Below are 12,098 nucleotides of genomic sequence, written 5' to 3' on the forward strand. Positions count from 1 at the left end.
GGCTCTTTTCCAGGGCCGTCCAGAATCACCTCACTTCCATTGAACGCTCATGCTCTGGACATGTCCAGAGCCGATCAAACCATCGACTCCCCGACACGCCTCCCCGACGACTCAAACCCCGAATAGCACCGCCAGCCAAAAGCCTCACACCTCTGGCATCCAAGGCCGTCGCCGTGAGCCCCGGCTCGCGTCCAGTCATGTCGCCGGCTGCATCCGTGCTGATGAACGGTCGTGAGCGGGAAGACTTGCGAGGAATGTAGAGGACGTTTCCTCCCGACGCGCGCGTCGCAGCGGTTCTGCTGTACGCGCTGCGCCAACAGGCAGCGTGATCGTCGACGGCGGCGCCATGCTTCGCCGGGACGCCCAACGCTCCACTGCCAGGTCGCACTCCAAGACCCCCCAGATGCCTCGAATGCCACGCCTGCCCTGGCTCCCCCTGGCAACCAGGCAATGGATTCCGTTCGCAGCCAACTCCGTTCCCAAGCAACGGACATCGACCGCCTCTCCGCCGAGAACGCCGATCAGCAAACCATCGTCAAGAATCTCCGAACAGATGTCGCTCGCCTCAAAGCCATCCAGCAAGCTGACGCCCAGGACCTGATCCACATTGCCGGCAGGCTCCTGGCCATCGCCCGGGCAACCGGCGTTGATCTCGACACCACCACGAAATCGCTTTTCCGTCGCCGAGGCTGGACGGCCGCCAGAAACCAAGACGGGCAAAAGCCATGACCATGTCCATCGCCAGGCTCTCCGCCCAGTCCGGCCTGAAGTACTTGTTCAAGACCACCATGATGGACGATCTGACGGTCACGCCCGCGGACGCCACCACATACTACATGAAGGCCGGAACACCGCAGGGCCGCTGGATCGGCCAAGGCCTGCCAGGCATCGACCGGACCACGGAAGAGAAAGTCACAGAAACTGACGCCAAAGCAATCTTCGACCACGCCACCCACCCAGGCACCGGAGCTCCCCTAGGCCGTCCGCACGGCCAACCCACAGTCGTCCAAAACAGCCACGGACAAGCAACCACCCGCCACGCCGTCGTCGGCTTCGACCTCACATTCAGCGTCCCCAAATCCGTGTCAGTCCTCTGGTCGCTGAGTCCCCGGAGCCTCCAGGACCAGATCCTCCGGACCCACCACGAGGCCGTGAACGCCACCCTGCAATGGCTCGAAGCAAACGTCATCCACACGCGGGCCGGGCGGAACGGCGTCGCCCACCTCGGCACCCGCGGCGCCATCGCCGCGGCCTTCGACCATTGGGAGTCCCGCGCCGGAGATCCGCAGCTGCACACCCATATGGTCATCGCCAACCGTGTCCAGCGCATCACCGACGGCGCGTGGGTCACCATGGACTCGCGAACGCTCTACAAGGCCGCGGTCGCCGCCAGCGAGCACTACAACGGCCTCCTCTTCGACGCCCTCCACCGGAACCTCGGCACCGACACAGACATCCGCGAACCCGCCGCCAACACCCACAACCCCACCCAGCAACTCACCGGCGTCGACGACGAGCTGATCCGCGAATTCTCCAACCGCTCCCGCCTCATCGATCTGGAAACTGACCGTCTCGTCGCCGAATGGACCGCAAGCCACGGCACTCCCCCAACCGCCACGACCACCATCAAGCTCCGCCAGCAGGCAACACTTTCCACCCGTACCGCGAAACCGGAAACAGCCGTCCCCCTCCACCAGCTCTCCGCCCAGTGGCGCACGCGCGCGGCCGCCAAAGGCTTCGAACCCCGCGACGTACTCGCCAACACCATCCGACGCTCCCGCACAGCCCCCTTCCGCACCGGTGACTTCACAGCCAACTGGATCGACGCCGTCGGCTCACTGACCCGCGGACGCGTCGCAGACAAACGCGCCACGTGGAACCGGTGGAACCTTCTCGCGGAAGCCGAGCGCGTGTGCGCCGATATCCGCTGCCACACACCGGCAGACCGCAACGCCATGATCGAGGCCGTGGCCACCGCAGCGGAGAGCCAATCCGTACCGCTGAACGAGTACCGCTACACCGTCCCCATCAATGCGCAGCTCGATCTCCGCTTCGCGAATCACAGCATCTTCGACTTCCATGGCTCCCGTCTCTACACCGACGCGGGGACGCTCGCCAATGAGAGCCTCGTCATGGCGGCAAGGAACGACGACGGCAGCCCGGCCGTGAGCGCGGCCCTCGCCATGGACTCACTCGCCAGCTACAAACACCGTGGCCGGCTCGAACTGCACAGCGACCAGCGCGCGGCAGCGGCCCATGTCCTGCTGAGCGGCAACCGTCTGGACGCCGTCGTCGGTCCCGCGGGAACCGGTAAGACCACCACCCTCGGAGCGGTCAAGGCTGCCTGGGAAGCGGAGTTCGGGGCAGGCAGTGTGATCGGGTTGGCCCCGGCGGCGGCCAGTGCCGAGGTCCTGGGACGTGAGCTGGCGATGGCCACCGAGAACGTCGCCAAGTGGCTGTACGAGTCCGTCGGGCAAGGAGCCGGCAACAGGGCTGCGCAGTTCCTCGACGCCGAGCAGCGGCTCAGCATGCACGCAAGGGGCACCGGCCCGATGGCCACCCGGTTGGCACAAAAGACCGCCCGCCTGGCTGCCGACCAGGACAGGTGGAGGTTTCATCCGAACCAGTTGGTCGTCGTCGACGAGGCCTCCATGGTCTCCACCCTTCAGTTGTCGGCGTTGGTGCAGCAAGCTCGGGATGCCGGTGCCAAGGTGCTTTTGGTGGGCGATCCCGGGCAGCTGGACGCCATTGACGCCGGCGGAGTTCTCGGGTGGCTGGACCGGCAGGGCAAGACTGTGCGGCTGAGCACGATTTGGCGGTTCGAGCAGGCCTGGGAGCAAGAGGCATCGCTGAAGCTCCGCGCCGGGGACTTTGCGGCCATAGGTGACTATGAGCGGTACCGCCGCATTCAACACGGCTCGTACCTCGACATGGTGGACCACGCCTACCGAAGCTGGCAAGCGGACATCCGCGACGGCAAGTCGTCCATTCTCATCGCGGCCGATAACAACACCGTCAGCATGCTGAACCAGCGCGCCCAGGCTGACCGGGTCATCCAAGGTTCCGTGGACGCCGAACACACGGTACCGCTCAGTGACGGATTGCGGGCCGGTACCGGCGATACCGTCATTGCCCGCCACAATGACCGCCACATCACCGACAGCAACGGTGACTACATCCGGAACGGAACCATGCTCGACGTCGTCCGTACCGGAAGGCGCGACGGCTCACTGACGGCGGTTCGCCGGGATACCGGTGCGAGAGTCTCGCTGCATCGCGGCTATGTTGAGGCCTCAGTTGAGCTGGGATATGCGACGACGGCCCACCGTTCGCAGGGCATCACCGTGGACACCGGACACACCGTGGTCACGCAGGGCCGGCTCACTCGCGAGCTGCTGTACGTCAGCATGACCCGGGGACGCGCGGGAAACCACGCGTATGTCAGCGAGAACGATCCCTTGGACGACGAGCCAATGGATCCAGCCATGCAATCATCGTGGCGGCAGATCCTGGGTGAGGTCCTTGCCGCAGAGGGGGCCGAACGTGCTGCCCACGAAGTCCGCGAGACCGAGCAGTCGAAGGCGGACAGCCTCGAGCGGCTCAGCGCTGAGTACGACTACCTCGCGCAAATCGCCGCTGCCGAAGACCTGGCAAAATTCTTAGACGCACAAGCGCCCCGAAGGATCTCCGAACTTCAGCAATCACTATGTTGGGGCGCGGCTGTTGCCGCCTGGCGCCGCTCCGTTGCAGTCAGCCGTTCGAGTACGCAGCGGCTCGTGCTCGGCGCCCTGGAAACGAACGCTGGCGCGCGCGATCCGGCAGCCGTCGTCCATGCACGCCTCCGGCAGTTCTTGTCGGGGATGCCGGCCGACGGACTCGATGCGATCGCCGAACCGATCCCTACTGCCCGCCCCGACCTCACCGACCTGTTCAACCAGGTACAGACACGGATGCAGCTCAGGATGGAGCACGTCACTAGATCTGCAATAGCGCAGGACGCTGAATGGAAGCGGAACGTTATGGAGGTGCTGGGGCCAACCGTCGTTCCCGAGGATGCAACGAATGTCATCCGCCGCGTAGCCATCTATAGGGACAGATGGGGTGTCGATGATTCGTCCCTTCCCCAGGGTCCGGTACCGGACGCCTATGCGCGGGAACAACTGGAGCAGCGTGCAAGTGTCGACCGGCTTATTGATCAAGTCGCCCTCTCGTCCGCCGGTGCGCTGCAGGCGCCGACGTGGACGAATGACCCGGTGGTTTGGGAAGACGGCCTTATCAATGTCGGCTGGCAACTCTAAACTGGGCGAGAAGGCAATCGATGTATGCGAACCCAGTCCTGAAGCCGAAGCTTGCGACACCTGCGCTGATTATGAGCAGCGTGGCTGTCTCCATTTGTGCCATCTACGTTATCGTCGCTCTGACCGCCAACGGGCAGAAACCGTTGCTCCTGACGCTGGCGGCCGTAGTGCCGCTCCTGCTTGCCGCCGTGGTCGGCGCGATCTGGCTGGCCCGAGTACGGCGGCTTCGTGCTTGGACAGCAGCCGCAATCGAGAAGTGGAATCACCTCGACGCCGTGAAGCGGTCACACAGGACCACTACTGAGGTCGCCGTTCTGAGCGTTGATGCCCTTGAACCCACAGGCTCGTGGATCACCATGAGATGGGACCGTTTCGATCACGTTCAGTGCGCTTGGCTCGAAGCTCTCGACGAACCAATCTGGCCCGGCTCATTACTCTTGATTTCACCTGATCCCGCCCAAGTCGGGCCTGGTGCGCCGTGGCCGCCGGTCTATTACATTCGCTCCACGCACTTCCTCGCTTCAGCACCGCTTGGACGACCTGCATAAAGGCAAACCGAGTGTCGCGTGAGCGGCGTGGGAACACGCAGGAGAATACGCCACTGGCAGTATCTGAACGATTTGGGGACCTCTGTCAGCGGTCAGGAGCGAATGGACGGCGGGACGGGAAGAGCCTGACAGCATTAGCGCCGACGCGGCGAGCCGGCCGCACAGTCCAGATGGGGTCAGAACCCTTTGCCTTCGAAGGATGTCTCGCATCTTCACTCGCAACTGCTACACACCCCATCCCGCGGCAGAACCATAAAACAGTTCGGGCAGGTCCCACGAGGCGCTGTGCCTGTGGGGTATATCGAAATGCCCAAGCGTTTCGCTAGATCCTTGGCTTCGGTGATCGGGCGTACGAAGGGTCCATGGTTGACTCTGAATCGGCTCGCTTCAGAGGAACGCATGCTGTTTAACACCACGCGAGGGCCTTGAGGAGCGCGATAATGAGTCCAGAGATCTCGCCTCTCAAACTCGATGCAGTACAGGTCTGGACTGCACCACAGCACTAGCGCCCTCTTATCTGACGCCTTCGAGAACGCTCTCACCCCGACCGGTTCGGAAGAATCGCTTAGTACGCTTAGGGCGGCTCGTATCGGGTCACCAGACTCCAGCGACAGCTGTAGAAGATTTGGTCCTACTACCTCGGCGCCGTAGTTGTGACCGTTGGCAGCGAGTACAGCTTCATCAAGTATCGAGTGATCAGAGAGTGCTTGGATCTCTTCATAGACGTCGTCCGCTTCGAGAGGGCGTCCGCCTGCTGATGACAGGCACCTTGTATATTCCATCACTATGCTGCGAGGGACACCATCCAGCGTGATCCTATGGCCAAGCTCTTTCAGCTTTCTCGCCTCTTGCGACAGTGCTGACGTCGACCTGAAATCGACTCTGCGCCGCACCGATGTCAGTGCTACTGCGGTCAGAGCGTCTGCCTCGTCTCGAAGGCTGGCCGTATCTGCGGCTGCCAGCGCCTTGGACGCGAAGGTCGTAATGAATTCAATAGGGCTGGCTTCCGATTCGGCCCAATTGCCCGCGCAGTAGAAACACAGGGCCAAGCGTGCCAAACCCAAGTACGATACTGCGCTCAAGCGTTCTGTCATTTCTGCGAAAGCTTCTATTCGATCGCGCCTGATCTTCTTCAACCGGTCAGGGTCGTTGTGATGAGACAGCAATTCCGAAGATTGGTCATTTTCCTCGGTTGGAAGAGCCACGGGACCGTCAGTCGAAGTTGTGGAATCAGCGTCCAGGTCTCCAGCTTCACTGGTGTCAAAGCTTTCCCATCCCGTGGCGGCAATGGGTGTCGGAAGGCCGAGCGCAAATCCGGAAAGGACGGGGCCATGGATGTTCATCGCGACTTGTTCGAGTTCCCAAAGCCATGGCGTGACATCCTCTTCAGCAGCTGCTCTTGCCGCTGCTGCTGAAGGTGGTTCCTGAGAGTGCGTCCTGCTGGACTGCTTCTTCAGGGCAGTCAAGTCTTCTTGGATTTGTGAAAGTTGTTCTGCGAATGCATCGAGATAGCTAAGATCCTGGCCCAGCAAGTCGTCCCGGGATCTGATCCTCGATCCTACGGACTTTCCGGCGCGGGCAGGACGGAGTCGAAGTCGTTCTGGTACAGAGGCCGGAATGGCCGCTCCAGTCTGACCAGGTGAGCCGTCTCGGTGCCAGCTGAGGCGGAGCAGCGCGTTCTCAGCGAGGACGCCAGCAGGAAACGTTCCACCTATCTCCCCCTGGGCGATAAGACCGAGCCGTTTCCAAGTCTCGGTCAAAGGATTGTTGACGTATTCGACGTTTAGCAAAATCGAAGCCGGACGGGCCAGCTCAAGAACGATTTCATTACCGGCGAAGACTGCACTCAGCAGCTGCGGGGCGCCCTTGGCGTTGTCCCCAGTATCCGAATTCTCAATTCGCATGGCGGGAATATCGCCCGGATTATCCAAGATGACACAATCGTCAAGCCGGAAAACAGGATCGGGCCACAGCGATTCTACTATGTTTGTCAACAATCCCAGTTCAACGTTGCCCCCCGTACGTGCCGGATTAAGCATGGCCGCCGCAGATAGATTGGCACTGCCAGTCAGTGCCTGGCGTATGGTGCCTCGACGCCACTCAATGAGCTTTGCGTGACGGTAGCGTCTGCGGGAGAATCCAGACTCATCCATGACAACGCTGACGTTTGGCTGGCTCTTTAAGGCCTGCGCCAGCGCGTCTGGGGTGACTACTGTCAGGCCAGGCTGGACGATGATGGTCAATTTTGGGGATGGGAAGTGCTTCACCAACGCCTCGACTGCCGCTGCCCGGTCATCGATGAACGGCGCGGCCAAGATCAGTTCGTCTACCGGTCCAGTCGGTAGCTGCGACAACATGGAGTGATCCAAGTTAGTTATAAGCTTCGTGCCGCCAGCGCGCGGACCAAAGTTGCTCAAGGTTGTGCGGAGGCGATCTGCTACCCGTTGAATTGCCTTCACATGCGGCGTAGCTATGCGTACGACGTGAGGCAAGGCTTCGAGCCACTCAGCCAGGTCAAATAGTGGTTGCGGCGCTTCTCTTTCCTGGGACCGGAGCACGCTCCACAATTCAGAGTTATATTGCCACCCTCCCGATGTGAGGTTCCCTGAACCGATGACTGCAAGTACCCTATCTGCGGCGATGATGAGCACCAGTTTCGGGTGAAACGCGGAAGAGTGTGAGGCGAGACCAACTAGGTACTCCGACCCCGCGCCCCTCATAGCCAGCGGATCGGGCCGCCACATGCCGGCGTCCGCGATTACAGATACCCGCGCTCCCATGGAGCGACAGAGCCCGAGCACTCCTTTCTCAAAGAACCCGACATTGGCATTGAAACTGAGGAACAGCACTTCTTCGACGTCCCACTGACCGCCCGCTTCCAGCTCATGAAGTAATGCGGACAGATCCAGCTGATTCGGGGCGTCATTCATATTCGCGATCCATTTGCACCGAGGGTCCATCGGTCACGTTGCCCTTGGTCCCCACGAACGCGCTTCACCATGCCAAGACCACACATTACCTGCGTCAGCTGATCCCAGCGCAAAGAGACCGGTCCCCCTCCTTCATTTGAGTCGCGAAAGACGTAGCCGTCGCGGAGAGTCACTCTCGCAGGCACACGCCAGTGACCGTTCTTGAATGTCGACTTTGCCAATGCAATCCGCTGGGACCGAGCCAAGAGTATCGCGCAGAGTTCAACAGCGACATCCCTGAGGGGGCGATCGTCCCGCTGGTCCAGGAACGCCTGCAGCCATACGGGGGTCAGCTCGTAATTTCGGAGCTCGCGCTCTCCACCTTCGAAGTAGGGCCCCACCTGCTCGCCTAGTTGCCCCGAACGACCCGCACCAATGATGAGCCATGCCAGATTACGGGGGCCAGGTCCCAGCGCACGGACGCTCCCGTCATATTCGGCATCCACAAGTGAGCCCGCGACCATTCCGGGCGGAAGGTTACGACGAAATTTGGCGACAGTCTGCTCCGGTAGCTGTTCCGCTAGGGCGCCTTGCAGTTGAGACACAGGTACAACGCCGATGACGTTTTCGTTGACAAGCCAGCGCCACAAATCACGCCAAGCCCACGTGTACCAGCGACGCAAGACGACTCCCCGCCAGGCCGGAACTATCTGTAAACCTTGGAGTTGAGGATCCTCATATGTCCGAGAATCTGCGATGAGCTTTCGACTCAGTGCGTTGGAGATGTCCTCGGGTTCGAACATCTCGATGAGGCGGCACAACATGAGTGAAGTCTGCGATCGCCTATCGCTTCCGCTTCTCACCGACACCGTCGAAGCCGGGAACATAACCGACCGCAGCCACGCTCGCTCGGCAGCCTGTTCGCCGCATAAACACAAGCTCGGCCACTCATCAAGTTCCAAGGATGGAATCTCGTCAAGCACGGCCAAGTCAAGCAATCCTGCGAAGGCATGTTGCAGCACTTTATGGTCCGAATTCGCTCCAGGATGCATGTGTTGATCATCAGCAAGCAGCAATCCGAGCGAGCGTTCGCTCGCAAGGTAGGGGCCGAGAAAGCCGCGCTTGGCTTGAGCATAGGATCCAGGCGCCGCCAACTCCGATACTCGAAGAACGCCGTCGCTCATCGAGTCCACAATTTTGTCGTGACCATGGGCCAGGGACATTCCTCGATGGGTATCCGGTGAGCGTCTAGCGTGCAGAATTGATATGGCAGCGAAGACAACCTCACAGCGGCGCAAGATCTCCGTCGGTTCCAGACCCCCCGCCCTGCCCACAGTCGCAACGTACGCGTGCAGTGAGTAGTACCGTGCGTGCGGCGTCACTGTCGTCACCCCGGGCAGCAGCCCCTCGACGCACCGCATGGGGTAGCCCTCCACAGCGAGTGGGAATCTTCCTTCGGACGGCCCGTCACCGAGGCCCGACCACTGCGGCAGTCCATCCGTCATCTGGTTCCCCCTTGTACCAACGGCAGTTACGTCATGTTCTGACACTGTATCCTCGTGGACACCGATCACGGCGAAGTAACTGCGGAAGACGGTCAACGGGCTCCATGGAGCGTGGGCTAAAACCATCAAGGAAGTGCCCCTTGCCACACGACAGCTACCGTCGCGATCGACGCGCCGCCCCGGATAACATGGTGGCTCCACGCCCCAGCAAAATTAAGGATCGTCCGCGCAAATGACTCATGAAGAACCAGGGCTCTTCGACTTACCCGCCGCAGCACCAGCAACTCCGGTCATCGAAGAGCCAAGGATCTCTCCCGAGCAGATCGCGAGCATTCGAGGTGCCTTCGACATCGCGGGAATCGCCGACATGGCCGAACGCCAAGAGGTCATTCAGGGCTGTGTGATTCGGAGTATCTCGAACATTCGGGAACTGTATTCCCGCGAAGTGCGCCAGGTCCTGGCACGAATTGAAGGGTGGGGTCGTAAGTCGGAATCAACCTCTGGTTCGGCTTGGGACAACCGCGAAGAAGACACTTGGATCGACAAGCTCTGACCACAGGCAATCAATGTTTTCGGTCAGGCTTTCAGCCTTCTGCCAACGAAGCCGTTGAGTTTCCGTCAGCATCCAGCCTCGCCATCAGTTCCTTGGCCAACCGCTCTTGTTCCGCGGCCACGACATCCCGCGCCAGCGCGACCTCAGAGATATCCATGGCTTCGGGTGTGTTGACTGCGATGTCGCTCTGCCGCGCGTATTCATCGAACAGAGCTTGCTTGGAGCCTAAAATTTCCAGCATTCGCTGATCCACGCTGTCTTCAATGAGCAAGCGGTGGACCTGGACGCTGCGTACCTGCCCCATGCGGTGGGCTCGGGCAATGGCCTGCGATTCCATGGATGGTTTGACCTGCGGTTCACAGAGGATCACCACGGAGGCCGCCTGAATGTTGAGGCCAACTCCGCCTGCTTGGATTTGGCTGACAAGGACTGCCGCCCCCTTTGCCGCTGTGAAGCGGTCTACCATGTTCTGGCGTTCGGATGTCGACACGCTTCCCGTCAGGGCTCCGATGACTTCTAAGGGGAACGTCTGCATCCGCAGCGTCCGGCTGACAACCTCGAGGACGTCGCGGAAGAAAGAGAAAACGATGACCTTGTGGCCGTTCGCCGCAGCCTCCTCAACGACTTCAAGCAGCCGGCGCACTTTGGCTGATCCCCCGTCTGCCGCGCCGGCGAAGGCGGCACGCCGCATTGCCATGAAGTTGCCCGCAGCCACTGCGTCTAGGTATGCGCCATAGTCTTCGCCTTCAAAGTCTTCCCATTCATCGACCTGGATGAGGTCGGGGAGTTCGTTGAGAACGTCCTCTTGGTTGCGCCGAAGATACACGGGAGCGATGGCCTTACGGAAGACCTCAGCCCGGGCGATCGTTTTGACTCCGGACATGTGCTGAACCACTTCGGGCTGGAGATAAGAGATGAGATTTTTGAACTCCTCCACTCTGTTCTCCATGGGTGTGCCCGTCAGGAACATCGTGCGTGCGGACCGTCGGAGGAGTGACCGCACTGTTCGCGACCTGATGGTGTTGGGATTTTTAACGAAATGGGCTTCGTCCACTACGAGCATGTCTAGCTCAATCTTGGATTCGTGGTCGAGCGTGCGGAGTCCTTCGAATGTAGTCACGCCTACGCCCCCGCGTTTGTCCCATACCAGTCGATTGCGCCAGAGTTCGTCGCCGTGCAATCTGAAGACTTCAAGCGAACTTTTTGATTGGATCTCCCGCAGCCAGTTGACCAGGACGCTGGCCGGACACACCACCAAGTATCGCGTTCCCCCGATGGCATGCAGATGCGCCATTGCTGCGATCGCCTGGATTGTCTTACCGAGGCCCATCTCGTCACCGATGATTACCCTGCGCTGCACCAACGCGAATTTGGCACCAAACGCCTGGTAACCGCGGAGTGAGACGTTGCGGAACGTTTCGTCGAGCTGCTGCTCGTTGACCTGTTTTACGATCTCGGCTGGAAGGAAACCCTCTGAAGCGGCTACGTCCAGGCCGAGGTCGACGATCTCCCCGAGAAGGCCGTAATACTGCGCGGATCTGGTCTCGAAGTCTTTCCACACATCCCGGCCAGCCACCGGCGTGGAAACGGTCGCCGCCAGCTGGTCCAGGGCCTGCCAGTAGCCTGTTGCGTCGGCCCATCGCAGGAATTCCAACGTCTTAGCCACGGCGGCCCTTGCACGGGCTTTCTCGTCGGAACCGGTGAAAAACCAGCGAAGACTCCCCACCGTAGCCTTCTGGGATGAACTGATGTGCCGAGCCAGTCCCGTACTGACGCTCAGAATGGATGCTGAGTGTGGCGCCACGGCAGCCCTTGTAATCTCAAGACGTCGGAGCGCCACGAGCAATCCTGTGCTGCGCGGGTTTGCCGGATCGAGATCAACACGGACCTTCAGCCCCTCCTTAACTGCCTCTGCCACCTGGCGCGCAGCTCCACGCAACTGATCTGCGGTCTGTTGGCCCACGCCCTGGATGCGCAAGAGCCTGTCGGGACCAGCTTTGTAGACATCCAGCACAGTGGTGAACCCTGCCGTGGCAATGGCCCCCAGCCGCAGCCGTCCGGAAGTTGACTCCTTGAGCCTCTCCACGGGGATCTCAGCAAGCTGGGCCTCAACCATGTGGGTGCGCAGCTCGTTGAAAGACTGCTCCACGTCCAGCTGAGCCCTGCGCTCGACCCCAACAAGCCCGGCGGCTTTCTGCCGCAGCTGCTCAGCTCGATCAAGGACGCGCCGCGTTTCTTCCCCGTTCTTGGGAAGCGCCACCGCCGCAGGTGTCTGCCCGCTCACG

General features: G+C 60.9%; 7 protein-coding genes. 4 read left to right on the forward strand and 3 right to left on the reverse strand.

Annotated elements, in window-relative coordinates:
- Positions 1-450 precede the first annotated feature (450 nt).
- The 3 genes from ABIB27_RS03815 to ABIB27_RS03825 all read left to right on the forward strand — a co-directional run bounded on the left by ABIB27_RS03815 (position 451) and on the right by ABIB27_RS03825 (position 4,846).
- Entirely contained in the window at positions 451-729 is a 279-nt protein-coding gene (locus tag ABIB27_RS03815; protein WP_354253514.1) for a hypothetical protein, read from the forward strand.
- Complete coding sequence (gene mobF, locus ABIB27_RS03820) at positions 726-4,298, forward strand: MobF family relaxase (RefSeq protein WP_354253515.1); 3,573 nt, start codon at positions 726-728, stop codon at positions 4,296-4,298. The genes ABIB27_RS03815 and mobF overlap by 4 nt, the downstream gene beginning before the upstream one ends.
- A 71-nt stretch (positions 4,299-4,369) precedes the next feature.
- Positions 4,370-4,846: a hypothetical protein gene (locus ABIB27_RS03825; protein ID WP_354253516.1), complete on the forward strand. Its 477-nt coding sequence runs from the start codon at positions 4,370-4,372 to the stop codon at positions 4,844-4,846.
- A gap of 212 nt (positions 4,847-5,058) precedes the next feature.
- On the opposite strand, the gene ABIB27_RS03830 is transcribed toward ABIB27_RS03825, so the two are convergent.
- Both ABIB27_RS03830 and ABIB27_RS03835 read right to left on the reverse strand, forming a co-directional pair.
- A complete protein-coding gene (locus ABIB27_RS03830; protein ID WP_354253517.1) occupies positions 5,059-7,776 on the reverse strand; it encodes a hypothetical protein in 2,718 nt (905 codons plus the stop codon).
- The gene (locus ABIB27_RS03835; protein WP_354253518.1) at positions 7,773-8,978 is read right to left on the reverse strand and encodes a hypothetical protein; all 1,206 of its coding nucleotides are present in this window, start codon (positions 8,976-8,978) and stop codon (positions 7,773-7,775) included. Before ABIB27_RS03835 ends, ABIB27_RS03830 begins: the two co-directional genes overlap by 4 nt.
- Before the next feature lie 514 nt (positions 8,979-9,492).
- Between ABIB27_RS03835 and ABIB27_RS03840 the strand changes: the two genes are divergently transcribed.
- The gene (locus ABIB27_RS03840) at positions 9,493-9,813 is read left to right on the forward strand and encodes a hypothetical protein (RefSeq protein ID WP_354253519.1); all 321 of its coding nucleotides are present in this window, start codon (positions 9,493-9,495) and stop codon (positions 9,811-9,813) included.
- A gap of 31 nt (positions 9,814-9,844) precedes the next feature.
- Here ABIB27_RS03840 and ABIB27_RS03845 read toward each other — a convergent pair whose 3' ends face one another.
- A complete protein-coding gene (locus ABIB27_RS03845) occupies positions 9,845-12,097 on the reverse strand; it encodes a DEAD/DEAH box helicase (protein ID WP_354253520.1) in 2,253 nt (750 codons plus the stop codon).
- Between the last annotated feature and the right edge of the window lies 1 nt (position 12,098).

The organism is Arthrobacter sp. UYEF21 (assembly GCF_040546085.1).
Taxonomy (GTDB): domain Bacteria; phylum Actinomycetota; class Actinomycetes; order Actinomycetales; family Micrococcaceae; genus Arthrobacter.

Bases quoted from the DNA above. Each gene is read 5' to 3' on its own strand.
- ABIB27_RS03815 (WP_354253514.1), top strand. From the start codon at position 451: ATGGATTCCGTTCGCAGCCAACTCCGTTCCCAAGCAACGGACATCGAC.
- mobF (WP_354253515.1), top strand. From the start codon at position 726: ATGACCATGTCCATCGCCAGGCTCTCCGCCCAGTCCGGCCTGAAGTAC.
- ABIB27_RS03825 (WP_354253516.1), top strand. From the start codon at position 4,370: ATGAGCAGCGTGGCTGTCTCCATTTGTGCCATCTACGTTATCGTCGCT.
- ABIB27_RS03830 (WP_354253517.1), bottom strand. From the start codon at position 7,776: ATGAATGACGCCCCGAATCAGCTGGATCTGTCCGCATTACTTCATGAG.
- ABIB27_RS03835 (WP_354253518.1), bottom strand. From the start codon at position 8,978: ATGTCCCTGGCCCATGGTCACGACAAAATTGTGGACTCGATGAGCGAC.
- ABIB27_RS03840 (WP_354253519.1), top strand. From the start codon at position 9,493: ATGACTCATGAAGAACCAGGGCTCTTCGACTTACCCGCCGCAGCACCA.